22 protein-coding genes and 1 tRNA gene are annotated in these 25,327 nt (G+C 70.1%); 10 read left to right on the forward strand and 13 right to left on the reverse strand.

Annotated elements, in window-relative coordinates:
- Positions 1 to 88: 88 nt before the first annotated feature.
- A complete protein-coding gene (locus IEZ19_RS14925; protein WP_189311666.1) occupies positions 89 to 970 on the forward strand; it encodes a DUF4429 domain-containing protein in 882 nt (293 codons plus the stop codon).
- A 19-nt stretch (positions 971 to 989) separates the two neighbouring features.
- Here IEZ19_RS14925 and IEZ19_RS14930 read toward each other — a convergent pair whose 3' ends face one another.
- Positions 990 to 2,555, reverse strand: a complete 1,566-nt coding sequence (locus IEZ19_RS14930) for a purple acid phosphatase family protein (protein ID WP_189311667.1) — start codon at positions 2,553 to 2,555, stop codon at positions 990 to 992.
- Positions 2,556 to 2,720: 165 nt separating this feature from the next.
- Here IEZ19_RS14930 and IEZ19_RS14935 point away from each other — a divergent pair, with 165 nt between their 5' ends.
- Together IEZ19_RS14935 and glmS are read left to right on the forward strand one after the other, a co-directional pair.
- On the forward strand, positions 2,721 to 2,978 hold the full coding sequence (locus IEZ19_RS14935; protein WP_189311668.1) for a hypothetical protein: 258 nt from the start codon (positions 2,721 to 2,723) through the stop codon (positions 2,976 to 2,978).
- A 13-nt stretch (positions 2,979 to 2,991) separates the two neighbouring features.
- Positions 2,992 to 4,809: a glutamine--fructose-6-phosphate transaminase (isomerizing) gene (gene glmS / locus IEZ19_RS14940; protein WP_189311669.1), complete on the forward strand. Its 1,818-nt coding sequence runs from the start codon at positions 2,992 to 2,994 to the stop codon at positions 4,807 to 4,809.
- A 180-nt stretch (positions 4,810 to 4,989) separates the two neighbouring features.
- Here glmS and IEZ19_RS14945 read toward each other — a convergent pair whose 3' ends face one another.
- Both IEZ19_RS14945 and IEZ19_RS14950 read right to left on the reverse strand, forming a co-directional pair.
- A complete protein-coding gene (locus IEZ19_RS14945; protein WP_189311670.1) occupies positions 4,990 to 5,553 on the reverse strand; it encodes a GPR1/FUN34/YaaH family transporter in 564 nt (187 codons plus the stop codon).
- Between the two features lie 152 nt (positions 5,554 to 5,705).
- Entirely contained in the window at positions 5,706 to 6,233 is a 528-nt protein-coding gene (locus IEZ19_RS14950; protein ID WP_189311671.1) for a universal stress protein, read from the reverse strand.
- Positions 6,234 to 6,577: 344 nt separating this feature from the next.
- On the opposite strand from IEZ19_RS14950, the gene IEZ19_RS14955 reads away from it, so the two are divergent.
- The 4 genes from IEZ19_RS14955 to IEZ19_RS14970 all read left to right on the forward strand — a co-directional run bounded on the left by IEZ19_RS14955 (position 6,578) and on the right by IEZ19_RS14970 (position 9,379).
- Complete coding sequence (locus IEZ19_RS14955) at positions 6,578 to 6,847, forward strand: hypothetical protein (protein ID WP_189311672.1); 270 nt, start codon at positions 6,578 to 6,580, stop codon at positions 6,845 to 6,847.
- A 374-nt stretch (positions 6,848 to 7,221) separates the two neighbouring features.
- Positions 7,222 to 8,448, forward strand: a complete 1,227-nt coding sequence (locus IEZ19_RS14960; protein WP_189311673.1) for a helix-turn-helix domain-containing protein — start codon at positions 7,222 to 7,224, stop codon at positions 8,446 to 8,448.
- Positions 8,449 to 8,589: 141 nt separating this feature from the next.
- Positions 8,590 to 9,210 carry an oligoribonuclease gene (gene orn / locus IEZ19_RS14965; protein ID WP_189311674.1) on the forward strand — a complete coding sequence of 207 codons (621 nt, stop codon included), beginning with the start codon at positions 8,590 to 8,592 and terminating at the stop codon, positions 9,208 to 9,210.
- 96 nt (positions 9,211 to 9,306) lie between these two features.
- Positions 9,307 to 9,379 (forward strand) — tRNA-His (locus IEZ19_RS14970).
- Positions 9,380 to 9,777: 398 nt separating this feature from the next.
- Here the strand turns inward: IEZ19_RS14970 and IEZ19_RS14975 are convergent.
- From IEZ19_RS14975 to IEZ19_RS14995, 5 genes are all read right to left on the reverse strand, one after another.
- Positions 9,778 to 10,827, reverse strand: coding sequence for a LacI family DNA-binding transcriptional regulator (locus IEZ19_RS14975; protein WP_189311675.1), 1,050 nt, complete (start codon positions 10,825 to 10,827; stop codon positions 9,778 to 9,780).
- Positions 10,828 to 10,978: 151 nt separating this feature from the next.
- On the reverse strand, positions 10,979 to 12,436 hold the full coding sequence (locus IEZ19_RS14980; protein ID WP_189311676.1) for a GH1 family beta-glucosidase: 1,458 nt from the start codon (positions 12,434 to 12,436) through the stop codon (positions 10,979 to 10,981).
- 158 nt (positions 12,437 to 12,594) lie between these two features.
- Positions 12,595 to 13,512 (reverse strand): carbohydrate ABC transporter permease, encoded by a 918-nt coding sequence (locus IEZ19_RS14985; RefSeq protein ID WP_189311677.1) that lies wholly within the window; start codon positions 13,510 to 13,512, stop codon positions 12,595 to 12,597.
- A 14-nt stretch (positions 13,513 to 13,526) separates the two neighbouring features.
- Entirely contained in the window at positions 13,527 to 14,519 is a 993-nt protein-coding gene (locus tag IEZ19_RS14990) for a carbohydrate ABC transporter permease (protein ID WP_189311678.1), read from the reverse strand.
- 334 nt (positions 14,520 to 14,853) lie between these two features.
- Positions 14,854 to 16,173 carry an ABC transporter substrate-binding protein gene (locus IEZ19_RS14995; protein WP_189311679.1) on the reverse strand — a complete coding sequence of 440 codons (1,320 nt, stop codon included), beginning with the start codon at positions 16,171 to 16,173 and terminating at the stop codon, positions 14,854 to 14,856.
- A gap of 516 nt (positions 16,174 to 16,689) precedes the next feature.
- On the opposite strand from IEZ19_RS14995, the gene IEZ19_RS15000 reads away from it, so the two are divergent.
- Positions 16,690 to 17,730 (forward strand): LacI family DNA-binding transcriptional regulator, encoded by a 1,041-nt coding sequence (locus IEZ19_RS15000; RefSeq protein WP_189311680.1) that lies wholly within the window; start codon positions 16,690 to 16,692, stop codon positions 17,728 to 17,730.
- Positions 17,731 to 17,903: 173 nt separating this feature from the next.
- A complete protein-coding gene (locus IEZ19_RS15005) occupies positions 17,904 to 19,337 on the forward strand; it encodes a beta-glucosidase (protein ID WP_189311681.1) in 1,434 nt (477 codons plus the stop codon).
- A 135-nt stretch (positions 19,338 to 19,472) separates the two neighbouring features.
- On the opposite strand, the gene IEZ19_RS15010 is transcribed toward IEZ19_RS15005, so the two are convergent.
- The 3 genes from IEZ19_RS15010 to IEZ19_RS15020 form a co-directional block, all read right to left on the reverse strand.
- Entirely contained in the window at positions 19,473 to 20,933 is a 1,461-nt protein-coding gene (locus tag IEZ19_RS15010) for a glycoside hydrolase family 18 protein (RefSeq protein WP_189311682.1), read from the reverse strand.
- A gap of 110 nt (positions 20,934 to 21,043) precedes the next feature.
- Complete coding sequence (locus IEZ19_RS15015; RefSeq protein ID WP_189311683.1) at positions 21,044 to 22,447, reverse strand: sensor histidine kinase; 1,404 nt, start codon at positions 22,445 to 22,447, stop codon at positions 21,044 to 21,046.
- Positions 22,444 to 23,151 (reverse strand): response regulator transcription factor, encoded by a 708-nt coding sequence (locus tag IEZ19_RS15020; RefSeq protein ID WP_189311684.1) that lies wholly within the window; start codon positions 23,149 to 23,151, stop codon positions 22,444 to 22,446. Before IEZ19_RS15020 ends, IEZ19_RS15015 begins: the two co-directional genes overlap by 4 nt.
- Positions 23,152 to 23,250: 99 nt before the next feature.
- On the opposite strand from IEZ19_RS15020, the gene IEZ19_RS15025 reads away from it, so the two are divergent.
- Positions 23,251 to 23,769, forward strand: coding sequence for a hypothetical protein (locus IEZ19_RS15025; protein WP_189311685.1), 519 nt, complete (start codon positions 23,251 to 23,253; stop codon positions 23,767 to 23,769).
- Between the two features lie 116 nt (positions 23,770 to 23,885).
- Here the strand turns inward: IEZ19_RS15025 and IEZ19_RS15030 are convergent, their stop codons facing one another.
- Together IEZ19_RS15030 and IEZ19_RS15035 are read right to left on the reverse strand one after the other, a co-directional pair.
- Positions 23,886 to 24,755: a spermidine synthase gene (locus IEZ19_RS15030; RefSeq protein ID WP_189311686.1), complete on the reverse strand. Its 870-nt coding sequence runs from the start codon at positions 24,753 to 24,755 to the stop codon at positions 23,886 to 23,888.
- Between the two features lie 85 nt (positions 24,756 to 24,840).
- The gene (locus tag IEZ19_RS15035; RefSeq protein ID WP_189311687.1) at positions 24,841 to 25,233 is read right to left on the reverse strand and encodes a hypothetical protein; all 393 of its coding nucleotides are present in this window, start codon (positions 25,231 to 25,233) and stop codon (positions 24,841 to 24,843) included.
- Positions 25,234 to 25,327 lie beyond the last annotated feature (94 nt).

Genomic DNA, 25,327 nt, shown 5'->3' on the forward strand with positions numbered 1-25,327 from the left:
ATGTACGGGCGGGCATCCCGGAGTACGGTCCTCCGGGGCGCCCGTCAAGCAAACGTCTGTCCCGCAGATCCGGTGAAACAATCCCTCCATGGCGGAAATCATCCAGAGGGACGGCACTTGGGCCTTCGACGGCGACGTTGTGCGGCTCACCCCGGGACGGGACCGGAACGTCAGCCTGCTGCGCCGCTCCCTGGGTGAACTCGTCGTACCCCTGGGCGCGTTGGCCGGTGTCTCGTTCGAGCAGGGGAGGAAGTCGGGGCGGCTGAGACTTCGGCTGCGCGACGGCGCCGACCCCCTGCTGCACGCGACCGGCGGGCGTCTCGCCGAGCCCCACGACCCGTATCGACTGACCGTGGAATCCGACCGGTACGGGGTCGCCGAGTACTTCGTGGACGAGGTCCGCACCGCCCTGCTGCTGGATGAAGTGCCATCCGGTCCGGCGACGGAGTATCTGCTGCCCGGCCCGGCCGTCCCGCTGTCGGTGTCCGCCGGGGACGGCACGGCGAGCTTCGACGGGGAGCAGCTCCAGCTGGAGTGGAACTGGAAGACGGAGGAAGCCAAGTCCGCCGCGGGGCCGCGCACGATCGCGGTCGCGGACGTCGTCGCTGTGGAGTGGCAGCCCGCGGCTGGGCTGGAGAACGGCCATCTGCGCGTCACCGTGCGGGGCGCGCCGACGAAGGCGCCGCCGAAGTACGACCCCAACTCCGTGGAGCTGTGGGGCTTCAAGAAGGACCCGCTGATGGCGCTGGTGGCGGCGGCCGTACAGGTCCGGCTGCCGCATCCGGCGGCGGTCACTGCGGACGTACGGCCGATCGCGGAGGTGCCCCGGCAGCGGGCCGAGCCGTCCGCCGAGGACGACCACGACGCGCTGCTGCGGCGGCTGCGGGAGCTGGGCGAGCTGCACCGCACGGGCGTACTGACCGACGACGAGTTCAGCCTGGCCAAGCAGGCGGTCCTCAAGCGGATGTGAGGACCGCCCGCCCGGTGCGCTACTTGGCGCGGCGCGCCACCGTGAAGTGGTCGATCCGGTCACCGGTCTCGGCGATGCCCTGGACCTTCAGCGTGGCGTAGTGGCCCTGGGCGGCCGGCTGGACGTCGACGCGCAGGAACGAGTAGTTGAGGTAGCGCACGCGCGACCAGGTGACGGTCTCGTTCTGCTTGCCGTCCTTGAGGTTGATGAAGGAGGCCACGGAGTCGACCTCGTTCTCGTGCCCCTCGTAGGAGTCGGGGGCGCTGAACGCGTACAGGCTGCGGCCGGCCGCGCCCGCCGTGACGTAGACGACACCCTCGGTCTCGGAGTAGGCCGTGCCGCCGATCGGCAGCTTCTTGGTGACCTCGTTGCCCTTGATGACGTCCGTGCGCTCGTACTGGTGGTTGTGACCGTTGATGACGAGGTCGACCTGGTACTTCTCGAACAGCGGCACCCACTCCTGACGCACGCCCCCCTCCGAGGCGTGCGCCGTGGACGTGCAGTACGCGCAGTGGTGGAAGAACACGATGACGAAGTCGATGTCCTTCGTGGCGCGGAACTTCTTCAGCTGCGCCTCGAACCACTTGGTCTGAGTTCCTCCTGATATGCCCAGGTTCGCCGGGATCTCGAAGGAGACGTCGTTCGGGTCCAGCGAGATGATCGCCGTGTTGCCGTAGACGAAGGAGTAGACGCCGGGCAGGTTGGCCTTGTCCGGGCCGTTGTCCGGGAGGTTCCAGCGGGCCTCCTCGCCGCCGTAACCGTTCGGCGAGTACCAGGCCTCCATGTCGTGGTTGCCGTACGAGACCATCCACGGGATCTGCTTGGCGACCGACTCGGTCTGCGCCAGGAACTGGTCCCAGGTGCGCGAGTCGAAGCCGGTGTCCTCGGCCTTGCCCTGGCCGGCCGGGTCGCCGTACGCGATGTCACCGGCGTGCAGGTGGAAGGCCGGGTTCTGGCCGAGGATCAGGCTGTCGTTGGCCAGCGCGTGGTAGCTGACGCCCTGGTCGCCGAAGGCCGTGAAGGTGAACGGCGTCTTGTGGGCGGGGGCGGTGGTGAAGGTGCCCAGGGTGCCCAGGAGGTGCGGTTCGGCGGGGTCGAAGCCCTGGTGGCCGACACCGTAGTAGTACGTCTGGCCGGGGCGCAGATGCGTGAGCTTGGCGTGCACGTAGTACTGCGTGTGGTCGCCGCTCGCACCGACGCCGGCCGGGGTGTGGAGCGCGCGGACCTCGGCGTCGATCTTGCGGGACAGGGCCGTGGGGTGGGCGCCGATGCGGATGAAGGGCTTCTTCACGGCGACCGGGACCTGCCACGAGACGGTGATCTCGGTGCGCGGGTCGTTGCCGTAGGCGAGGTGGCGGCCGAACGGGGCGACGTAGGCGCCGTCGACGGCCTCAGTGGCCGGGGCGGTGCGCTGCGTCGGTACGGCGGCCTGGGCGGTGCCGCCCGCCACGAACGCGCCACCCGTGACGGCGCCCAGCGTGACGGCGCCGCCTCTGATCATCGTGCGCCGCGAGAATCTGGCGCGCAGGTACTCGTGCTGCTCGGCCATGCTCATGCGCTCGGCGAGCTTGTCGGGTACTCCCATGCGAGGAATGTCCATGGCGTCTGAAACTCGTCCACGTCGTCAACGAGACGCAAGACACAAGGTGGACAGTTTGCAAACAGCCCCCCATGAAAGTTTCAACACACAGTTGCCCGAAATCGGGCAGGATTCTTGCGAAACTGCCGCCGGTACCCCAGGATCTACCGGGTGCACGACGAACTCGTTGATCATCTGACGCGGTCCACGACCCTCGACCGGGGCGAGGCGCTGCGTGTGATCCAGGACGTGCTCGCCTACTTCGACGAGACGACCGAGGACTACGTCCGTCGCCGCCACCGCGAGCTCCAGGCCCAGGGCCTGGTGAACGCGACGATCTTCGAGCGGATCGAGGCGGACCTGAAATACCGGGCGGTGGCACCCCCGGAGCTGACGCTCCGGCAGTTGCGCCGCATGGTCTACGGCTGAGGAATATCTTTATATGTGCGGAATTGTCGGATACATCGGGAAGCGTGACGTAGCTCCTCTCCTCCTGGAGGGCCTCCAGCGTCTGGAGTACCGCGGCTACGACTCCGCGGGCATCGTCGTCACCTCACCGAAGACGGCCGGCCTGAGGATGGTCAAGGCCAAGGGCCGGGTGCGCGACCTGGAGGCCAAGGTCCCGGCGCGCTTCAAGGGCACCACAGGCATCGCCCACACCCGCTGGGCCACCCACGGCGCCCCGTCCGACGTGAACGCCCACCCGCACATGGACGCCTCCGGCAAGGTCGCCGTCGTCCACAACGGCATCATCGACAACGCCGCAGACCTGCGCCGCAAGCTGGAGGCGGACGGCGTCGAGTTCCTCTCCGAGACCGACACCGAGGTCCTCACCCATCTCATCGCCCGTTCCCAGGCCGAGAAGCTGGAGGACAGGGTCCGCGAGACGCTGCGCCTGATCGAGGGCACGTACGGCATCGCCGTCCTGCACGCCGACTTCCCCGACCGCATCGTGGTGGCCCGCAACGGCTCCCCGGTCGTCCTCGGCATCGGCGAGAAGGAGATGTTCGTCGCCTCGGACATCGCCGCGCTGGTCACCCACACCCGCCAGATAGTCACGCTCGACGACGGCGAGATGGCCACCCTCAAGGCCGACGACTTCCGCACCTACACCACCGAGGGCACCCGTACGACGGCGGAACCGACCACCGTCGAGTGGGAGGCCGCGTCGTACGACATGGGCGGCCACGACACCTACATGCACAAGGAGATCCACGAGCAGGCCGACGCCGTGGACCGGGTGCTGCGCGGCCGTATCGACGACCGCTTCTCCACCGTGCACCTCGGCGGCCTCAACCTGGACGCCCGGGAGGCCCGGCAGATCCGCCGCGTGAAGATCCTCGGCTGCGGCACCTCGTACCACGCGGGCATGATCGGCGCCCAGATGATCGAGGAGCTGGCCCGCATCCCCGCGGACGCCGAGCCGGCCTCCGAGTTCCGCTACCGCAATGCGGTCGTCGACCCCGACACCCTCTACGTCGCGGTCTCCCAGTCCGGCGAGACCTACGACGTCCTGGCCGCCGTCCAGGAGCTGAAGCGCAAGGGCGCTCGGGTGCTCGGCGTCGTCAACGTGGTGGGCTCGGCGATCGCCCGCGAGGCGGACGGCGGCGTCTACGTGCACGCGGGCCCGGAGGTCTGCGTGGTCTCGACGAAGTGCTTCACCAACACCACGGTCGCCTTCGCCCTCCTCGCCCTGCACCTCGGCCGCACCCGCGACCTCTCGGTCCGCGACGGCAAGCGGATCATCGAGGGCCTGCGCAGGCTGCCCGAGCAGATCACCGAGATCCTCAAGCAGGAGGAGGAGATCAAGGCGCTGGCCGAGGAGTACGCCGCGGCCCGCTCGATGCTCTTCATCGGCCGCGTCCGGGGTTACCCGGTGGCGCGCGAGGCCTCCCTGAAGCTCAAGGAGGTCTCCTACATCCACGCCGAGGCCTACCCCGCTTCCGAGCTGAAGCACGGCCCGCTGGCCCTGATCGAGCCGGCCCTCCCCACGGTCGCGATCGTCCCCGACGACGACCTGCTGGAGAAGAACCGCGCGGCCATGGAGGAGATCAAGGCCCGCAGCGGCAAGATCCTCGCGGTGGCCCACCAGGACCAGGAGAAGGCCGACCAGACGATCGTGGTCCCGAAGAACGAGGACGAGTTGGACCCCATCCTGATGGGCATCCCGCTCCAACTCCTCGCCTACCACACGGCATTGGCCCTGGGCAGGGACATCGACAAGCCGCGGAACCTCGCCAAGTCGGTAACGGTGGAGTAGGAAGTCCCCACGACGGCCGAAGCGATGATCGAGCAACCCCCACGGCGAGCAACCACCTCCGCGAGAGCGGCGCCGGTTCAGGCGCAAAGGGGGTGAACGGACCCCCACGTGTAGCCACCGAGCACGGGGGGTCCGCTCATAGTCACCGGGAAAGAACGACTCCCCGGCGTCGGCTGCGATCTAGCCGGCGGCCGTCACCCCCCGGCCCGCAGCCCGTCGCGGCAGCACCGTCGGCCAGTGCGCGAGCGCGGCCGTCGCGGCGTACCAGGCCACCGCCCCCGCCGCCACGGCGAACCAGCCACCCACCTTCGTGAGGCTGTCGCTCGTCGCGAACTGCCCGATGGCGAGGAGCACGAGGGAGACGAAGAACAGCCCGTAGGTGCCCTGGGTGAGCTGGTCGCCGCCCGCGAGGGTCAGCGTGAGGGTCACCAGGGCGAACAGGAGCAGGAACAGTCCCGCCGCGTTGGCGGACGCGTTGCCCCCGGCCGAGACGGCCCAGGTGAACCACAGGGCGCCGAGCGCCGAGTAGGACGTACCTGTTGCCGTGTCGCGGTCGCGGAAGGCGAACAGACCGGCGACGAACAGTGCGACGCCGCCTACGTAGTGGGCCAGTGACACGGCGTCGGATGCCCCCACGCCGTCGATGACGTCGGTCAGACCGAAACCGAACGCCAACAGGGTGATGCCCAGGGCGAGTCGGCCGACGACCGTGGTGGTGCTTCCCGCAGAGACGTCGTTGTCCACGGCGGGCTCCCTTCATGCAATGTGCGGCTGTGCGGTGACCGATATATGCCCTTCACAAGGGCACAAACACCCCTACGCGTCAGTAGATTTGAGCCGCGCGCAAGGGCGTACGCACGCCGCCAGGGAGCCATGTCACCTGGGCCAACGGCGAGTTAAGGAATAACGACCACGGGGCGCTGCGCCCGCTTCGCGAGCCGTCCGGCGACCGAGCCGAAGATCCGGCCGACAATGCCGTGCGTGGACCCGACGACGATCGCGTCGGCCTCGTACTCCCGCCCCACCTCTTCGAGTTCGTGGCAGATGTCGCCGCCGCGCTCGACGAGGATCCAGGACACCTCGGCCAGATAGTCGGCACAGGCGAGTTCGAGTCCGAGCACCTCGGTGCGGTGGTCCGGTACGTCGACGAAGACGGGTGGCTCGCACCCCGCCCACACGGTCGTGGGCAGCCGGTTGGCGACGTGGACGATGATCAGGCCCGAGTCGGAGCGGTGGGCCATGCCGATCGCGTAGGCGAGGGCACGCTCACTGGACGTGGAGCCGTCGAAACCGACGACCACTCCGTGCTTGAAGGCGGGGTCGCAGGAATGGCGTGACTCTTCCGCCGCCAGGGGATCGGCCGCCGTGGGGTCGGCGACCGGCCGCTTGCGGTCCGCGGGTTCGAAGAATTCGTGACCGGCCATGGGTGTCTCGGCGTTGTGATCCTCGTGGGTGGGACGACAGTGTGCGGCGGAGCTGTGTCCGGGAAACATCTTCCCAACCCCATACCCCAAGGGTACGGCGGCACGCCTCCTTAGCCCAGACCCCGCGCACGCTCCGCGAGGGGGTCCCGGGGCGCCCGTCGGGGTTCACCGGAGCATGCACGAGCCGCGCTCGTAACGCAATGGTTGCTGCCCCGTACAGGCTGTTTGCACAGGATTCCATCAGGTATGCGCATCCGGCCGGATCCGTACAGTGACCGGGTCCTCGAACGGGCGTTGATCACGTAGAGCCACCGCCCCCGGGAGCCGCGACAGGGAGTGACGACATGTCCGGACCGCGACCCACCACCGAACCGCGTCCCGCTCCGGACAGCGTCACCGACCTCGTCCGCTGGGCCGCCTTCAGCTGCGCCCTCGTCCCGGTGGTCCTGCTCTGGTACGGCGCCTCGCTGGCCGGCGCCACGGGCACGGCCCTCGGGCCGGCCGCCGTCACCGGCGCGTGCCGCTGCCTCCTGCGCCGTTCCGAGCGCGGACGCACCGAAAGAGGCGGACGTCACACCAGGGAACGGATCAGGGGACGGACACCGGTCGACTGACCGGTTTCCGCACTCACGCCCGCTGCTTTTCAGCCAACTTCCGGATCCCGCCCGAGACATGGTCCAACCACCCCCCAACCCCCGTTCCACCTGCAGAGAAAGGGCCCCGAACAGCCCGTGCACCCTACGCGGTTTGGCCACTGCGACGAGGCGCACTTCCCTGCACGGCCCGCGAGTGCAACGCTTCGTGATCGAATGCTTCACGCCAAGTTGTCATGTCGACAATGTGCCGCGTCTCGATCTGGTCTCCGCGGGCCCGCGGGAACCAGTAGATTCGATCTTGTCTTACGGCGGGGGACTCGTGCAGGACCAAGGGGAAACGTGCAGGAGCGACACAACCGAGGAGCCGCGACCACCGAGGGGGGCTTAGCAGTATGAGCCACGACTCCACCGCCGCGCCGGAAGCCGCGGCCCGGAAGCTTTCCGGGCGACGCCGCAAGGAGATCGTCGCGGTGCTGCTGTTCAGCGGCGGCCCCATCTTCGAGAGTTCCATACCGCTTTCGGTGTTCGGGATCGACCGCCAGGACGCCGGAGTACCGCGCTACCGGCTGCTGGTGGCCGCCGGTGAGGAAGGCCCGCTGCGGACCACAGGGGGACTCGAACTCACCGCGCCGCACGGACTCGAAGCGATCTCGCGCGCGGGCACGGTCGTCGTGCCGGCCTGGCGCTCGATCACCTCGCCGCCACCGGAGGAGGCGCTCGACGCGCTGCGCCGGGCGCACGAGGAGGGCGCACGCATCGTAGGCCTGTGCACCGGCGCCTTCGTGCTGGCGGCGGCCGGGCTGCTGGACGGCCGCCCGGCGACGACCCACTGGATGTACGCGCCGACGCTGGCCAAGCGCTACCCGTCGGTGCACGTCGACCCGCGCGAACTCTTCGTCGACGACGGCGACGTCCTGACGTCGGCGGGCACGGCGGCCGGAATCGACCTCTGCCTCCACATCGTGCGCACGGACCACGGCAACGAGGCGGCCGGCGCGCTCGCCCGGCGCCTGGTGGTCCCGCCGCGCCGCTCGGGCGGTCAGGAGCGCTACCTCGACAGGTCTTTACCGGAGGAGATCGGCGCCGACCCGCTCGCCGAGGTCGTCGCCTGGGCACTGGAGCACCTCCACGAGCAGTTCGACGTGGAGACGCTGGCCGCGCGCGCGTACATGAGCCGCCGTACGTTCGACCGCCGCTTCCGCTCGCTGACCGGAAGCGCGCCGCTGCAGTGGCTGATCACACAGCGCGTGCTCCAGGCGCAGCGTCTGCTGGAGACGTCGGACTACTCGGTGGACGAGGTCGCGGGCCGCTGCGGCTTCCGCTCGCCGGTGGCCCTGCGCGGCCACTTCCGCCGCCAGCTCGGCTCGTCGCCGGCGGCGTACCGTGCCGCGTACCGCGCACGCCGCCCGCAGGGCGAGAAGCCCGGCGACGGCGACCCGACGGCACCACCGGCCGGCCCGGCCGCCGCCCTGCCGGGCTCGGTCGGCGCCACGCCCGTACTGCAACCGGAATCGGCGGTGCCGATGCAGACCCGCCGCACGGCAGCGGCGATGAGCCTGTCACCGGACCAGTACGTGACGTCGAGAGCGACGCTGCCGGGCCCGCGAACGGGCACGTGACGAGAACCGGACCGGGGTCCGAGACAGACGCTGCGGACCCCGGCCGGTACGCCACGGCGACGCAGGAGCGGAAGCGACCCCGGTGACAAGGTCACCGCACGGTCGGCTCAGCCCACGGCAACGCGCCGTAAGGTTAGGCATATGAACGATCGCATGGTGTGGATCGACTGCGAGATGACTGGCCTCTCGCTGTCCGACGACGCGCTCATCGAGGTGGCAGCGCTGGTCACCGACTCCGAGCTGAACGTACTCGGCGAGGGGGTGGACATCGTCATCCGTCCGCCCGACTCGGCCCTGGAGACGATGCCGGAGGTGGTGCGCCAGATGCACACCGTGTCCGGGCTGCTCGAGGAGCTGCCCGGCGGCACGACGCTGGCCGACGCGGAGGCGCAGGTCCTGGCGTACGTGCGGGAGCACGTGAAGGAGCCCGGCAAGGCGCCACTGTGCGGCAACTCCGTCAGCACCGACCGCGGCTTCCTGCTGCGCGACATGCCGACCCTGGAGGACTACCTCCACTACCGGATCGTCGACGTGTCCTCGATCAAGGAGCTGGCCCGCCGCTGGTACCCGCGCGCCTACTTCAACAGCCCGGAGAAGAACGGCAACCACCGCGCCCTCGCCGACATCCGCGAGTCGATCGCGGAGCTGCGCTACTACCGCGAGGCCATCTTCGTCCCCCAGCCCGGCCCCGACTCGGAGACCGCGAGGACGATCGCCGCCAAGCACGTCCTGCCTGCGCAGCAGCCGCCGGCGAGGGCCTGATCAGGGCGGCGTAAAAGCCGTGCGCGAGCACCCCTTCGGACCCTGTACACTTTTTCTCGGCCGGTGGGGACACCACAAAGTCAACCACCGGTCGTGGTGGGTGTAGCTCAGCTGGTAGAGCACCTGGTTGTGGTCCAGGATGTCGCGGGTTCGAGTCCCGTCACTCACCCTGAATGATCAAGGGCTGACCTGTGGAAGCGGGTCAGCCCTTGGTGTTTCCCGTCATCACCGGAACAGCTCGGGCTTCAACGCACGCACCCGTCGGTGAGAGGCGGGACCGGCCGTTGGCCGCCTCGGTGGGCAGTGCACGGGCCCCGTGACGGCACCACGACGGACGGAGCGCCGGAACCGCCCGCCGAGGAGTGGTCCGCCGGCACAGTGCGCGTCGCCTTCGGTGTGCTGCGGCCGGCTGCGGCCTCTTCGGCAGGCGAACGCTCCGGCGCCGCTTCCTCGGTATGTGAAGGCATGTTGATCGCGGGCGCTCACGCCCCACAGCGCGCCGGGGATGTCCGAGCCCCGCTCACCGCGGCCGATTCGGTCGCACGTCCGGCAGAAGGGTGCGACGCGTCACGAAGACTCCCGCCCGACCAGCTCCGTAGGCAGCACCACATGCCGTCGCTCCAACCTCCGGGACGCGGTCGGGCGGCGGTCGGCGATCTCCTCCAGGAGCAGGCCGAGCATCGCGCGGCCCATCCCCTCGATCGGCTGGCGCACACTGGTCAGCGGCGGGTCCATGTGCCGGGCTATCACCGAGTCGTCGTACCCGACCAAGGCCACGTCGTCCGGGATACGGCGGCCCGCCTCGCGCAGCACCTGGCGGGCGCCGGCCGCGGTGACGTCCGAGCCGGCGAAGACCGCGTCCAGGTCCGGACTGCGCTCCAGCAGGCGTGTCATCGCGCGGCGGCCCCCCTCCTCGGTGAAGTCGCCCGCCTCGATGAGCTGTTCGTCCACCGGCCGGCCCGCCTCGCTCAGGGCGTCGCGATAGCCGGCGACGCGCTGCTGGGCGCCGTACACGTCGAGGCGGCCGGTGATGTGCGCGATCGTGCGGCGGCCGTGGGCGAGCAGGTGCTCGACGGCCGAGCGGCCCCCGCCGTAGTTGTCCGAGTCGACCGAGGTCAGCGTCTCCGCCGCCGAGCGCGGGCCGCTGATCACCGCCGGAATCTCGAGCTGGGCCAGCAGATCGGGCAGTGGGTCGTCCGCGTGCACCGAGACGAGGAGCACCCCGTCGACCCGGTGGGCCGCCAGGTACTGGGCCAGCCGCTGCCGCTCGCGGTCGCTGCCCGCGAAGATCAGCAGCAACTGCATCTCGGTGTCGGAGAGCTCCGCGCCGACGCCGCGCAGGATGTCCGAGAAGTACGGTTCCGCGAAGAATCGGGTCTCCGGCTCGGGGACGACGACGGCGATGGCGTCCGTGCGGTTGGCCGCCAGGGCGCGGGCCGCGGTGTTGGGGACGTAGCCGAGTTCCGCGACCGCCGCCTCGACGGCCGCGCGGGTCGCGTCGCTGACCCGGGGCGAGCCGTTGATCACGCGTGAGACCGTGCCGCGGCCCACACCGGCCCGGGCGGCGACCTCTTCCAGCGTCGGCCGCCGGCCGCTCCGCCCCCCGCTGACCACCATGGTCGCCGCCTCCGTTCGCAGCCGCTGCGGCAGGAATGTAACACCGGAGGCTTCGGATGGTGAGCCGCTTGTACAGCTGTCCCGGCGTCAGGGAACGGGGAGGGGCGCCGCCATTGTCGGCAGCGCCCCTCCCGGACCGGAAGGCCGGCCCTCAGTCCTGCTGGTCGGCCGTCGGCAGGCCGTTTGCCCGGATCACTCCGGCGTACCAGTGCGCGCTCTCCTTCGGGATGCGGCGCTGGGTCGCGTAGTCGACGTAGACGGTGCCGAAACGCTTCGAGTAGCCATAGGACCACTCGAAGTTGTCCAGCAGAGACCACAGGAAGTAGCCGCGCACGTCGGCTCCGTCGGCGATGGCCTGCCGGACGGCATCCAGGTGAGCGTGGAGGTAGGCGATCCGCTGCGGGTCGTTCACCTTGCCCTCGGGCGAGACGTAGTCGTCGAAGGCAGCGCCGTTCTCGGTGACCATCAGGGGCAACTCGGGGTGCGAGGCCGCCAGACCGGTCAGCAGGGTGTGCAGCCCACTGGGGTCGATGGCCCAGTTCATCGCGGTGAGCTGGTCGTTCGCGAGGTGGAAGGCAACCTTGTCGGCTCCGGTCCACGGGGAGTGGTCGCTCGCACCGTGGCCGTCGTTCTTGGTGGCGTCGCTTCCGCCGCGTGACTGGGAGACGACGGTCGGCGAGTAGTAGTTCACGCCGAGCACATCGATGGGACGGGAGATCTCCGCCAGGTCGCCGTCGTGGACCAGCTCTTCCCAGTCGACGAGGTGAGCGGTGTCCGCGAGCAGGTCCTCCGGGTAGGCGCCGTCCAGGATGGGGCCGGTGAAGACCCGGTTGCCGACTGCGTCGATGCGACGGGCGGCATCGACGTCGTCGGCGCTGTCCGTGAGCGGGCGCACCTGGTGCAGGTTGAGGGTGATGGAGGTCTGGGCGGACGCCGGGACGACCGAACGCAGCGCCCCGATCGCCTGCCCGTGGGCCAGGTTGAGGTGGTGGGCGGCGCGCAGGGTGGCAGCCGGGTCGGTGCGGCCCGGCGCGTGCACGCCGGAACCGTAGCCGAGGAAGGCCGAGCACCACGGCTCGTTGAGGGTGGTCCACATGCCGACCCGGTCACCGAGGGCCCGGGCCGTGAGCTCGGCGTACTCGGCGAAGCGGTGCGCGGTGTCGCGGTGCGGCCAGCCGCCGGCGTCCTCCAGCTCCTGGGGCAGGTCCCAGTGGTAGAGGGTGGCGACGGGAGTGATGCCCGCCTCCAGCAGTTCATCGGTGAGCCGGCGGTAGAAGTCCAGCCCCCGCTCGACGACGGGCCCGCGGCCGGTCGGCTGAACGCGCGACCAGGAAATGGAGAAGCGGTAGGCGGTCAGGCCCAGGTCCTTCATCAGCGCCACGTCGTCGCGGTACCGGTGGTAGTGGTCCGCTGCGATGTCACCCGTGTCACCGTTGCGCACCTTCCCCGGCGTGCGGCTGAAGGTGTCCCAGATGGACGGTGTGCGTCCGTCCTCGGCGGCGGCGCCCTCGACCTGGTACGCGGCGGTGGCCGCGCCCCAGACGAAACCGGGCGGGAAGGTGGAGTCCAGGGCCGGTCGGCCAGTGGTCTCGGGTCGTACGGCGGTCATGTGAGAGCGCTCCCAGAATGCGGTTGAAACGGTGGTACGGCGGTCCGCTGAACAGGCGGTGAGTATGGGATCCGGTCCCGTATGGTCCGCGTCGGGCAAGCCGTACCGAACGGTCGGCACGGCTGTACCCGAGCGGCAGCGTGGCGCGGGCTCGGGAGTCAGCCCTTGACCGCGCCCGACATGATGCCCCCGACGATCTGCTTACCGAAGATCACGAAGACCAGCAGTAGCGGCACGGTGCTGATCAGCGCTCCGGCCATGACGATGCTCTGGTCGGGGGTGTAGGAGGCGCTCAGCTGGCCGAGCGCCACCTGGAGGGTTGGGTTGTCCTGGTTCAGGGCCAGGAACGGCCAGAAGAAGTCGTTCCACGCCTGTACGAAGGTGAGCATGCCGAGGACCATCATCGCGGGCCGGGCAACAGGCAGAACCACGCTCCACACGACGCGGAAGTTGTTCGCCCCGTCCACCTTGGCCGCCTCGATCAGTTCGTACGGCAGTGCCTCGAGGAGGTACTGGCGCATGAAGAAAACACCGAAGGCACCGACCAGGGTCGGGAAGATCACCGACTCCAGCTTTCCGCCCCAGCCGATGTCCGACATCAGCATGAACAGCGGGACCACGCTGAGCTGCGGCGGGATCGTCAGCGTGGCGATGACCGCGGTCATCAGAATCCCCCGGCCGCGGAAGCGCATCTTGGCGAAGGCGTAGCCCGCCAGGGTGCAGAAGAACAGCGTCGCCACGGTGATGGAGCCGGCGACGACGATGCTGTTGACGATGGCCTTGCCCAGGTGGGCCTGCTCCCAGGCCGACTGAAGGTTGCTGAACAGTCTGCCGCCCGGCACGAGCGGTGGCGGAGTGTCGAGGACCCGCTGCTGATCGTGCGAGGCGGCCACCAGCGTCCAGTACAGCGGGAAGATCGAGCCCAGACCGACGATGATCAGGGCGGCGTAGGTGAACGGGCCTCCCTTGAGCTGCTGGCCGGCCCCCAGCTTGAGACGCCCGGTTCCGCTGCCCCGGGTGGAAAGCGGTGCCGGAACCGTGCCCGGCGTGGTGTTGGCAGGAGTGGTTGTGGTCATGGATATCGCTCCCGTCAGGCCGCGCTCTTGTGCAGGAACCGGCCGACGATCCAGTTGATCAGGGCGATGAGCAGCAGCAGGACGAGCATGGCCCAGGCCACGGCCGCGGCCGGACCCAGATGCCCCAGCTTCCAGCCGTAGTTGTACAGATAGATGCTGAGAGTCTCGTACTGGTGCTCGTTGCCTCCGATGGCACCGAGCGTGCCACCCTGCAACAGCAAGGGCTCACCGAACAGCTGCATGGAGCCGATGGTCGAGATGATGATCGTGAACAAGATGGTGGGCCGAAGCGAGGGGATCGTCACCTTCCGGAACTGCTGCCACCGGTTCGCCCCGTCGATCGCGGCCGCTTCGTACAGATCGGTCGGCACGGCCTGCATGGCCGCCAGGTAGATCAGGGTGTTGTAGCCGGTCCAGCGCCAGATCACGATGACCGAGATGGCGATCTTGGACGTCCACTCACCATTGCCCCAGTCGATGTTGTGGAAGCCGACGAAGTGCAGCACCCAGTTGATCAGGCCGCCGTCGGCGCGGAAGACCAGGGCGAAGACGAGGGCTGCGGTCGCCACCGAAGTCGCGTAGGGAGTGAGGATCACCGTCCGCCAGAACGTGCTGGCACGCAGCTTGTAATTGAGCAGGTGGGCAAGGCCCAGCGCCACGAGGAGCTGCGGGACGGTCGAGATGACACCGATCACGAAGGTGTTGCTCACCGCGGTCCAGAACTCGGAGTCCTGGAGGATCTTGGCGAAGTTGTCCCAGCCGACCCACTGGGACTGGTCGAGGCTCGTCAACTCCACCCGGTGCAGGGCGATCCACCCTGTGTAAAGGAGCGGGTAGAGCCCAAAGGCGCCGAAGACAAGGAAGAAAGGCGCTATGTAGGCGTAAGGAGAAGCGAGGTCGTCGAAACGCCACAGGCGCCTGCGCCAAGTGCGCCGTTTGTCGTCGCTCGACGAGGCATCGCCGGGTGGCGGAGTGTGGGCGCCCCGTGTGGGAATTGTCGTTGCCACGGAGGGAGTCCTTCCCTGAGTTTCTCGGCCGGGTGAGGGCCGAGTGGCGGGTCCGCGGGGGGCCGTGCACGGTCCCGCCGCTCCGTACCGGCACGCCCCTGTGGGGGCGTCGCCGACTGCGGCCGAAGGCTGCGGTGGTGGGAACCATGGCCCGCGGACTTCGGTCGCTGCCGCGGGGGAATGGCTCTGTCCACTCGAAGGCCCTACCACTTGAACAGAGTTGAGTATCGGGCCGGTTCCGCGACGCCTCACACCGCGTCGATGTACCGCCGGAGCGGGCTACTGCACCGGCCAATGCGGGCGGCCACCAGGGCCGCCCGCACGGGGCGTGGCGTCAGCCGATCGCCTTGTCGATCGTTTCGGTCGCGGCCTTCCAAGCGTCGTCCGGCTTGGTGCCTCGCTGCTCCATGTTGTTGATCTGCGTGGAGATCGAGTCCTTGATCACGCCGTCCTTCGGGCCGAGCACAGCCTGGGGGATGGTCTTGGCCTCCCCGGCGTAGATCTGACCGATCGGGGCGTCGTTGAAGTAGGGAAGCTTCGCGCTCTTCACGTCAGCGAGCTCATAGGCGCCCTGGTTCGACGGGAAGATGCCGGCGGCCTTGAAGACGGCGGCCTGCTGCTCGGGGGCCGTCAGCCACTTGGCCAGCTCGATGGCCTCCTTGGTGTGCGCACCGCTCTTGGGGACGGCCAGGAAGGAGCCACCCCAGTTGGCAGCGGTCGAACCCGGAGCGCGGGAGATGTCCCACTTGCCCTTGAAGGAGTCACCGGCGTTGTTGGAGATCTGGTTGGCCATCCACGCGGGGCACGCCACCGTGGCCACGGTGCCCTTGCGCAGCGCGGCGTTCCACGGGTCGGTGAACTGCGGCAGGCCCTGGCTCAGCTTCTTCGAGGCGGCCTCGGCGGCAAGATCCCAGCCCTGCTTCACAGCGGCGCTGTCCTTGTAGACCGGATTGCCGTCGGCGTCGTAGTACTGCTTCGCGTCCGAGCTGACCACCGCGTTGTACATGGCACTCGCCGAGTCCATGAAGTAGGTCCCGGAGGGCGCCTTCTTCTTGTACTGCTCACCGAGCTTGAGGTAGTCCTCCCAGCCACCGGCAACCGCCTTGGCGACCGCTTCGCGGTCCGTCGGCAGACCCGCCTGCTGGAACAGGTCCTTGCGGTAGCACAGCGACATCGGGCCGATGTCGGTTCCGGCACCGATGACCGCCCCGTCCTTCGTGGTGGCCTGCTTCTCCTTCCACGGCACCCAGTCGTTCACGTTGATCGAGCTGCTCAGGTCGGTGAACTTGTCCGCCTGAGTGTCGACGATCTCCTTGATACGGCCGACCTCGATGCCCGTGACGTCCCCGAGACCGCTCCCCGAATTCAGCTGCTGCAGCAGCTTCGGGTAGTAGTCCTGTTCGTTCGCGGTGGTCTCTTCCTTCACCGTGATGTTCGGGTGCAGTTCGTGGTACTTGGCGAACAGGCCGGCTTCCTTGTAACCGAACTGCCCGTAGTCCTCCACCTTGAGAGTGATGTTCCCGTCGGAGTTCGAGGCCTTCGAGTCGCCGTCGTCGCTGCAGCCCGTGAGCAGCAGAGCCGAAGCCGTCAGTACGGTGGTGGTCAGGGCCGCTGCTCTGTGGCCACGAGCGCCGCCGGGGCGGATGATGCGCATTCCACTACTCCTTGTTCCAGTGGGGAACGTCCTTGTTCCAAGGGGAACGAGGCCTTCCGGGTCGGACCGCCCAGCTCGACGGTCCAGAACCTGCCCTCTCGGTTCCAGCAGCGGCCAGCCCACAGCACCGGGCGTACGGTGCAAAGGTGCTGGTCAACGGCTATGCCATGCAAAGCAGAGGGAACGGCCATGAATTTGTCGGACCTCGCCGGAGTGCTCCCCGGCTGGCCGTGGGACCGCTCCCACGCGGCATGTTGGGAAGACTCCTTCCTGCGGAGTCAGGTGTCAAGACTTGAAAACGGTGTTGTTGCCCGAACGTGTCCTCCGCGTCACGTGAGCGTGTCAGCCAACGCCGTTCCACAGCCCCGTCGTTCGTCGCCCTCGCGCAGGGATTCATGCTGGTCACGGCGGAGTGCCGACCACAAGAGCGGTCCGCGGCCGCAGCACCGGGCCGATGGCCGGGTTTTTTATGGGTGACAATGAAATCGGCCCACGGAAACACCGGAAGGTGAACGAATGACTTCTGCCGCACAGCCGCCCGCACCTGCGCCGGGTCGGCGTCCCACGCTGAACGCCGTGGCGGCACGCGCCGGCGTCGGCCGCGGCACGGTCTCCAGGGTGATCAACGGCTCACCCAACGTGAGCTCCCGTTCCCGAGCGGCCGTGGAACAGGCGATCGCCGAGCTCGGTTACGTCCCCAACCGGGCCGCCCGTACGCTGGTCACCCGTCGTACCGACTCCGTGGCCCTCGTCATCCCCGAGGGGGAGGACCGGCTCTTTTCCGAGCCGTACTTCTCCGGGATCATCAGGGGCGTATCAGCGGAACTCACCGCGGTCGGCATGCAGTTGCTGCTGGTGCTGGCGCGCAACGACGGGGAGCAGGCCCGGCTCGCCTCCTACCTTTCGGCGCGGGTCGACGGTGTGCTGATGGTGGCGGTCCACCGCGACGACACACTCCCCGATCTGCTCGACGACCTCGGCGTACCGACCGTCCTGGCCGGGCAGCGCAGCGAGCATGAACCCCTCGGCCATGTCCGGGCGGACAACTACGGCGGCGCCAGGGGCGCGGTCCAGCATCTGCTCGAAAGAGGCCGCCGGGTCATCGCCACCATCACGGGTCCGCTGAACATGGACGTCACCCGCGCCCGCCTGAGCGGATACCGGGAGGCGCTGGAGAACGCGGATGTCAGCACCGACGAACAGCTGATCGTGCACGGCGACTTCACCGAGGAGGGCGGCCGCACCGCCATGCGTGAACTCCTGCGCAGACGCCCCGACCTCGACGCCGTCTTCGCCGCGTCCGACGTGACGGCCTCGGGCGCCGTCCTGGAGCTACGCGCATCGGGACGGCAAGTGCCCGAGGACGTCGCCGTCATCGGCTTCGACGACTCGATCGTGGCACGGCACATCGATCCACCGCTCACCAGCGTCCAGCAACCGATCGAGGAGATGGGCCGCACCATGGCCGCTCTTCTGCTCGACGAGCTCGCCCAGCAGGGCAAGGGCCGCCGTGAGGTGGTCCTGCCGACACAGTTGGTGGTACGGGCGTCGACCTGAGCGGATCTCCGTGCCCGAGTGGGCCCAGGGCTGAATCCCCGGCCGAGGAACGGCACCGGCCGCGTGCGCAGGGAGGCGGGACGGCGGACCGGGTTTCGTTGCCGCTCCCCCCTTCAAATTGGGAGCGCTCCCATGCATGATGAGTGCCGGCTGTCGACTCTGGGAGCGCTTCCATGCCTGACTCCGTCACCCCCGTGACCTTTCCTCCGGCCTTCCTCTGGGGCGCCGCGACCTCCGCGTACCAGATCGAGGGGGCGGTGCGGGAGGACGGGCGCACCCCGTCGATCTGGGACACCTTCAGCCATACGCCGGGCAGGACCGCGGGCGGCGAGACCGGTGACATCGCTGTCGACCACTACCACCGCTACCGCGACGACGTGGCGCTGATGGCGGAGCTGGGCCTGACCGCGTACCGGTTCTCGATCTCCTGGTCGCGGGTGCAGCCGACGGGCCGGGGACCGGCCGTGCAGCTGGGCCTGGACTTCTACCGGCGGCTGGTGGACGAGCTGCTCGAGCACGGCATCAAGACGGCGGTCACGCTCTACCACTGGGACCTGCCGCAGGAGCTGGAGGACGCGGGCGGCTGGCCGGAGCGGGACACGGCGTACCGTTTCGCCGAGTACGCGCAGCTGGTCGGGGAGGCGCTCGGCGATCGCGTCGAGCAGTGGATCACGCTCAACGAACCGTGGTGCAGCGCGTTCCTGGGCTACGGCTCCGGGGTGCACGCCCCCGGCCGTACGGACCCGCTCGCATCGCTGCGCGCCGCGCACCACCTCAACCTGGCGCACGGTCTGGGCACCACGGCCCTTCGCTCGGTGATGCCGTCCCGCAACTCGGTCGCGGTGAGCCTCAACTCCTCGGTGGTGCGCACGGTGTCGCAGAGCCCCGCGGACCTCGAGGCGGGCCGGCGCATCGACGACCTGGCCAACGGCGTCTTCCACGGTCCGATGCTGCACGGGGCGTACCCGGAGACACTGTTCGCGGCGACGTCGTCGGTCACGGACTGGTCGTACGTCCTCGACGGCGATCTGCGCGCGATCCACCAGCCGCTGGACGCGCTGGGCCTCAACTACTACACGCCGGCGCTGGTGTCGGCGATCGACGCCGAGACGGCCTCCTCGGTCGAGCGGGCCGACGGGCACGGGGCGAGCGAGTACTCCCCCTGGCCGGCCGCGGACGACATCGCCTTCCACCAGACGCCGGGCGAGCGCACGGAGATGGGCTGGACGATCGACCCGACGGGCCTGCACGACCTGATCATGCGGTACGCCCGGGAGGCCCCGGGCCTGCCCCTGTACATCACCGAGAACGGCGCGGCCTACGACGACAAGCCCGACCCGGACGGCAACGTGCACGACCCGGAGCGCATCGCCTATCTGCACGGCCACCTCTCGGCGGTCCGCCGGGCCATCGCGGACGGCGCGGACGTGCGCGGCTACTACCTGTGGTCCCTGATGGACAACTTCGAGTGGGCCTACGGCTACGACAAGCGCTTCGGCGCGGTCTACGTCGACTACGCGACCCTGACCCGCACCCCGAAGTCGAGCGCCCGCTGGTACGGGAAGGCGGCCCGCACGAGCACCCTGCCGCCGCTCGAGGAGGCGTAGCCGGGAAAACCGGGGGTCGAGCCGGGGGGGACTCCGGGGGACGGGGCGCGCGACGAGGTAGGGGACGCCGCGCGCCCCGGCCGGAGGTGGGGGGGAAGTCCGGCCGGGGCGGGCGCTCCCCGTTTCGGAAATGGCTCAGTTGTATGCCTTGAACGCCTTCGAGAAGGCGAACGCGTCCTGGGTGACGGAGCTGCACGTGGGGTCGGCGGTGGGCTTGGTGCCGCCCGCGCACTGCTTGTCGCGGGTCGCCGACCACATCGACAGCCGGCCGAGGCCCTTGGACTTGGCGAAGTTCACCAGCTGCGTGGCGTCGTCGACCTTGAAGACCTCCGCGGAGACGTCGTTCACGCCGATCATCGGGGTGATCGCCACCGTCTTCCAGGCCATGGCGTCCGACAGGCCCAACACGCTCTTGACCTGCGCCTGCGTGGCGGTGGCGGCCTGCTCGGCGTACGTGCCCATGTCGCCGCTGTACGAGGCGCCGTAATCCATCGCCATGATGTCGACGGTGTTGATCCGCACGCCGTTGGACTCGGCGTTGGAGAGCAGGTTCACGCCGTCCTGGGTGAGGCCCTCGGGCATCACGGGGAGCGTGAAGGCGACGTCCAGGTCCGGGTGCTGCTGCTGGAGCTTGGCGATGGCCTGGGCGCGGCGGGTGTTGGCCGCCGTGTCCGGCAGCGCTCCGCCCTCCACGTCGAAGTCCACCTTGGTGAGCTTGTACGCGTCCACGGCCTTGCCGTACGCCGCCGCCAGTGCGTCCGCCGAGGAGCACGTCGTCGCGAGTTCGGAGCCGGACGCGCCGCCGAAGGAGACCCGCACGTCGCCGCCCTTGGCACGCAGGGCGCCGATCTGGGCCGCCACACCGTCGCTGTTCAGGTCGCTGACGCCGCCCCACTTGGGCGTGCAGCCGCCGCCGTCGGTGATGAAGGCGAGGTCGTAGTTCTTGACGCCGGTCGCGTCGGCGCTCGCGAGCAGGTCGAACGCCGGGTAGAGCGACGTGTCGACGTACGGCGCGAAGCCCGCGCCGGTGGGTGTGCCCGTGCCGGTGCTTCCGGAGGGGGTCGGCGTGGGGGTGGGAGTGGGTGTCGGGGTCGCCGGCTTCGTGGGCGTGGGGGTCGGGGTGGGGCTCGGCGACTGGGTCGGGCGGCCGCTCGGCTCCGGCGTCGCGCCGCCGTCCGCGGAGCACTTCGCGTTGTCGATGAGACAGGACGCCGGGTCGCCGCTGCCGCTCACCACGAAGCCGACCGTGACCGACTCGCCCGCGGCCAGGCCGTCGGTGTCCCACTTCGGCGGCTTCACCGTGACGTGCTGCCCGCGCACGCTCGACTCGCCGTTCCACAGCGAGCCGAGCTTCGCGTCCGCCGGCAGGTCGAACTCCAGCGTCCAGTCCGCCTCCCGCTGACCGCTGTTGTTCGTGACGACGTACTGCGCGGTGTAGCCCGTCGACCAGTCGCTGGTCTTCGTGTACGCCGCGCCGATGCCCGCCGCCTGCGCGGTGCCGGTGAGCAGGATCGCGCCGCCACCGACCACGGCAGCGGCGACCAGGCCGCCTATCGCCTTGTTCCTGCCGCTGATCCTGCGCCGGTGCGTGGTCATGCGCGTGCCTGCCTTCGCTGCTCGCGGGGGTGGGGTGCGGCAGCACGCTAGCGACCGGGAATCGGACAAACGTCTTGATAGGGGCGGCCGTTGGGGTTCTTAGGGTGCGCTTAAGGAAGGGATCGGGAACGGTTAAAGGTAGAGACCAATTTGCCCGTACGGCGGCGTCGCACGGCTCCCCGATGCCCCCTGCGCACCGGCTCGCGGCCGTCCAGCTGGATCCAGACGCGCACCTCGGTGCCGCCGAGCACCGAGGACCCGATCCGTACGTCCCCACCGGTCGACTCGGCGAGCCGGCGCACGATGTCCAGGCCGAGCCCCGTCGAGCCGTCGCGACCGGAGCCGCGGCCGCGCGCCATCGCAGCGGCCGGGTCGGGTATGCCGGGACCCGCGTCCGAGACGAGGACGATCACCGCGTCCTCGCCGTTGTGCACGTCGAGGGCGAAGGCCGTGCCCTCGGCGGTGTGCCGGAAGACGTTGCCGAGCAGCGCGTCGAGCGCGGCGGCCAGGTCGGCACGGGCCACGGGTATGCGCACCGGCCGGTCCACGCCGGCCACCCGCCACTTGCGGCCCTCGTCCTCGGCGAGCGCCGACCAGAAGCCCATGCGCTCCCGGACGACCTCGGCCGCGTCGCACCCGGCGCCCGGTCCGACGGCGGCCGTCTGCGGCTTGGCCTCCCGGGCCGTACGGATGATGGTGTCGACCTCGCGCTCCAGCTGCGCGACCGCCGTCCGGGTCTGGTCGGCGGCCGGACCGTCGCCGAGGGAGGCCGCGTTGAGGCGCAGCACGGTCAGCGGGGTGCGCAGCCGGTGAGACAGATCTGCCGCCAACTCTCTTTCATTTGCGAGCAGTTGGACGACCTGGTCGGCCATGGAGTTGAACGCGACGGCGGCCAGCCGCAGTTCGTTCGGCCCCTCCTCGGGCACCCGCGCCCCCAGCTTCCCCTCCCCCAGCTCGTGCGCGCCCTCGACGAGTCGCTGCGCGGGCTGCACCATCCGCACACCCAGCCGGTCGGCGACCGCGACGGAGCCGACGATCAGCGCGACGCCGACCGCCGCGAGCACCGCCCAGGCCGTGCCCACGCCGTTGCTGACCTCGGCCTCGGGGACGTACACCTCGACGACCGCGATGGCGCCGGAGCCGAGCGCGACCGGCTGGAGCAGCGTGGAGCCGCCGGGCACCTCCGTGGTGGAGGCGCGGCCCAGCTTCCGTACGGTCGCGATGTCGCGGTCGGCGGCGCGCTGCCGGCCGAGGTCGACGGCGGCGGCACCGTCGACGGCCGGTATGTGCACGGCCATTCCGGAGTCGGAGCCCGCGGAGGCGACCACCCGCTCCAGCTTGTCGCGGTCGGTGGTGATGGACAGCGCCGGGGCGACCGCCGCGGCCTCACGCTCCGCGTTGGAGAAGGCACGGTCGCGGGCCATCTCCTTGATGACCAGGCCGAGGGGCACGGCGAAGGCGACGACGACCATCGTGGTGACCGCCAGACAGACCTTGACCAGTGCCCACCTCATCGCGGCGGCTCCGCTCCCCCGGGCGGCTCCAGCTTCACGCCGACGCCGCGCAGCGTGTGCAGATAGCGCGGCCGGGCGGCGGTCTCGCCGAGCTTGCGGCGCAGCCAGGACAGATGGACGTCGATGGTCTGGTCGTCGCCGTACGCCTGCTGCCAGACCTCGGCGAGCAGTTCCCTGCGGGCCACGACCACACCGGGCCGGCCGGCCAGGAAGGCGAGCAGGTCGAACTCGCGGCGGGTGAGGTCGAGCCGTACGCCGTCGAGTTCGGCCTGGCGGCGCAGCGGGTCGACGATGAGGCCGCCGACGCGGATGACGGCCTGTGGCGGGACGTCCGCGGCGGTGGCTCGGGCGCGGCGCAGGACGGCGGCGATGCGGGCCGAGAGGTGCTCGACCGAGAAGGGCTTGGTGAGGTAGTCGTCCGCCCCCGCGTTCAGCAGGCGCACGACCTCCGTCTCGTCGTCCCGGGCGGTGGCGATGATGACGGGCACGTCGGTGATGCCGCGCAGCATCTTCAGCGCCTCGGAGCCGTCCAGGTCGGGCAGTCCGAGGTCCAGGATGACCACGTCGAAACGGATGTGGGCGACCTCGCGCAGCGCCTCCAGTGCCGTACCGACGCTGCGCACGGTGTGCGAGGCTTCGGTCAGATGCCGGATGAGCGCCGAGCGTACGAACTGGTCGTCCTCGACCACAAGCACACTTGCCATGCGCCGCACCGTACGCCATACGCAGGACACCGGTCCGGCACCTGTGGACAACTCGGTCCGGCTGCGCCCTGTGGGACGCGTGAGGCAGTATGACCCGCGATGCTCCGAGGACTCGTACACGTGCTGGCTTGGTCGCTCGCCACGGGCGCGGCGGTCACGCTGTCGTGGTGGGGCGTCCACACGGTGATGGCGGGGACGGCGTACGACCCGCCGCGCGCCCTGCCCATCACGGCGGCCGACGCGACCACGCAGGGCGCGAAGCCGCCGGCGTCCGCCACGTCACGGCCTCCCTCCCCTTCGCACAGCGCGCCGCGCACACCGTCCCCGACCCGCACGCCCACTCCCTCGCGCAAGCCGCCGGCGAGCCCGTCCGCGTCGCCGTCACCCACCGCCTCCGGGCAGATCAAGGCGTACGACACCGACGGCGGGCGGGCGGTGTTCGACCTCGGGACGACGGACGCGACGCTCGTCTCGGCGACGCCCGGGACCGGCTGGTCGATGCAGGTCTGGAAGACGGAGACGTGGATCCGGGTGGAGTTCGCCAAGGATGCCGACCGGGTGTCGGTGTTCTGCACCTGGCACGACGGACCGCCGCGTGTGGAGGTCGGCACGTACTGACCGTCGCCGGCCGGCAGCGCACCGCGGGGCCGGCCGACCGCGGTGGCGCCAAGCCGGCCGGTGTTGCCGATCGCCGTCGCCCGCACGGAGGTTGGCTCCCGGCGGGGGCGTCCGGGTCAGTGGAACACGGACGGTGGCGGGGCCGGTGAGGCGACGGCCGCCGCGTCCGTCACGGGGGCGGCGCCACCGGTGAAGTCCGTGAGGTGCTTGCCGTGTTCGAGGCGGGCGGGGTGCGGGTCGGAAGCGGCGCGGCGGGTGAGTTCGGCGATCGGCAGCGGGCGGCCGGCGGCGGCCAGGACCGCGTTGCCGAACCGTTTGCCGCGCAGCACGGCCGGGTCGGCGACCAGCGCGAGGTCCGAGAAACGGGTGGCGGCGGTGGCGATCTGGCCGCGCAGATGGGCGAGCGGCGGGCCGTCGGCGAGGTTGGCGGCGTACACACCGGTGGGGTTGAGGGCCCGGCGGACCTCGTCGAGGAACTCGGTCGACGTGAGGTGGGCGGGGGTGCGGGCGCCGCTGAAGACGTCGGCGATCACGAGGTCGGCCCACCCGTCGGGCACCTTGGCCAGCCCCGCACGCGCGTCCACGGACCGTACGCGTATCCGGGCGGCGGGATCCAACGGCAGTTCGCGGCGCACCAGTTGGACGAGGGCAGCGTCGCGCTCGACGACCTGCTGGGTGGAGCGGGGGCGGGTGGCGGCGACGTACCGGGCGAGAGTGAAGGCGCCGCCGCCGAGGTGCACGGCCTGCAGGGGGCGTCCGGGCGGGGCGACGAGATCGATGACATGACCGAGGCGCCGCTGGTACTCGAAGGAGAGGTACGCGGGGTCGTCGAGATCGACGTGCGACTGCGGCGCCCCGTCGATCAGCAGCGTCCACGCGCGGGAGCGGTCAGGGTCCGGAATGAGCTGCGCGAGCCCGCCGTCGACGGCCTGCGTGACGGCTTCGGCGCCGACGTCTCTGCGCCGCGAATTCCTGGACCTGCCCATTCGCTCATTTTCGCAGGCGCCGAACGGTCCCGGCGACCGCGCCCGGGCAGGCGGCAGCCTTCCCGCCCCCGCCCGGGCGGCAGACTCAGCAGCAGCTGTCCGCCGCCTTGATCATTCTGGCCGCCTCTCCCAGGGCGCGGCGCAGGACCGCCGGGTCGGTGGCGAGGTCGGCGTTGCCGGGGGGCACCAGCCAGTCCGAGCCCTCCACGGGGGGATCCGGGGCCAGGCGCAGGCCGCGGCCGTCCGTGCCGGTGCAGGTGCAGGTGCTGCCGGGGACGTCCCAGGCGGCGGCCGTGCCCCGCGGTACGAGGAAGCCGAGGGTGTCGTGCCCGTCGTCGTGCAGGACGGGGCCCACCGCCTCCCCGGCGCCGCGCCGGAGGATGTCGACCGCCTCCAGCCCCTGCCGGGCCGGCACGGTCACGAGGTCGCAGGCGTCCCCCGGCGACGTACAAGGATCGTTGCTCTGGCTGGTCTCCATCCCGACCTCCACCACACCACGCAGCCCTTTGCGGTCCACACGGTTCAACGCGACGACGGCGTCAACGGCTACGGCGCAAGTACGCCGCAAAGGA

Source organism: Streptomyces brasiliensis (assembly GCF_014647875.1).
Classification (GTDB): Bacteria; Actinomycetota; Actinomycetes; order Streptomycetales; family Streptomycetaceae; genus Streptomyces; species Streptomyces brasiliensis.

Excerpts from the sequence above, each read along its gene's own strand:
- IEZ19_RS14925 (WP_189311666.1), top strand. The coding sequence starts at position 89 with ATGGCGGAAATCATCCAGAGGGACGGCACTTGGGCCTTCGACGGCGAC.
- IEZ19_RS14930 (WP_189311667.1), bottom strand. The coding sequence starts at position 2,555 with ATGGGAGTACCCGACAAGCTCGCCGAGCGCATGAGCATGGCCGAGCAG.
- glmS (WP_189311669.1), top strand. The coding sequence starts at position 2,992 with ATGTGCGGAATTGTCGGATACATCGGGAAGCGTGACGTAGCTCCTCTC.
- IEZ19_RS14950 (WP_189311671.1), bottom strand. The coding sequence starts at position 6,233 with ATGGCCGGTCACGAATTCTTCGAACCCGCGGACCGCAAGCGGCCGGTC.
- IEZ19_RS14955 (WP_189311672.1), top strand. The coding sequence starts at position 6,578 with ATGTCCGGACCGCGACCCACCACCGAACCGCGTCCCGCTCCGGACAGC.
- IEZ19_RS14960 (WP_189311673.1), top strand. The coding sequence starts at position 7,222 with ATGAGCCACGACTCCACCGCCGCGCCGGAAGCCGCGGCCCGGAAGCTT.
- orn (WP_189311674.1), top strand. The coding sequence starts at position 8,590 with ATGAACGATCGCATGGTGTGGATCGACTGCGAGATGACTGGCCTCTCG.
- IEZ19_RS14975 (WP_189311675.1), bottom strand. The coding sequence starts at position 10,827 with ATGGTGGTCAGCGGGGGGCGGAGCGGCCGGCGGCCGACGCTGGAAGAG.
- IEZ19_RS14980 (WP_189311676.1), bottom strand. The coding sequence starts at position 12,436 with ATGACCGCCGTACGACCCGAGACCACTGGCCGACCGGCCCTGGACTCC.
- IEZ19_RS14985 (WP_189311677.1), bottom strand. The coding sequence starts at position 13,512 with ATGACCACAACCACTCCTGCCAACACCACGCCGGGCACGGTTCCGGCA.
- IEZ19_RS14995 (WP_189311679.1), bottom strand. The coding sequence starts at position 16,173 with ATGCGCATCATCCGCCCCGGCGGCGCTCGTGGCCACAGAGCAGCGGCC.
- IEZ19_RS15000 (WP_189311680.1), top strand. The coding sequence starts at position 16,690 with ATGACTTCTGCCGCACAGCCGCCCGCACCTGCGCCGGGTCGGCGTCCC.
- IEZ19_RS15005 (WP_189311681.1), top strand. The coding sequence starts at position 17,904 with ATGCCTGACTCCGTCACCCCCGTGACCTTTCCTCCGGCCTTCCTCTGG.
- IEZ19_RS15010 (WP_189311682.1), bottom strand. The coding sequence starts at position 20,933 with ATGACCACGCACCGGCGCAGGATCAGCGGCAGGAACAAGGCGATAGGC.
- IEZ19_RS15015 (WP_189311683.1), bottom strand. The coding sequence starts at position 22,447 with ATGAGGTGGGCACTGGTCAAGGTCTGTCTGGCGGTCACCACGATGGTC.
- IEZ19_RS15020 (WP_189311684.1), bottom strand. The coding sequence starts at position 23,151 with ATGGCAAGTGTGCTTGTGGTCGAGGACGACCAGTTCGTACGCTCGGCG.
- IEZ19_RS15025 (WP_189311685.1), top strand. The coding sequence starts at position 23,251 with ATGCTCCGAGGACTCGTACACGTGCTGGCTTGGTCGCTCGCCACGGGC.
- IEZ19_RS15030 (WP_189311686.1), bottom strand. The coding sequence starts at position 24,755 with ATGGGCAGGTCCAGGAATTCGCGGCGCAGAGACGTCGGCGCCGAAGCC.
- IEZ19_RS15035 (WP_189311687.1), bottom strand. The coding sequence starts at position 25,233 with ATGGAGACCAGCCAGAGCAACGATCCTTGTACGTCGCCGGGGGACGCC.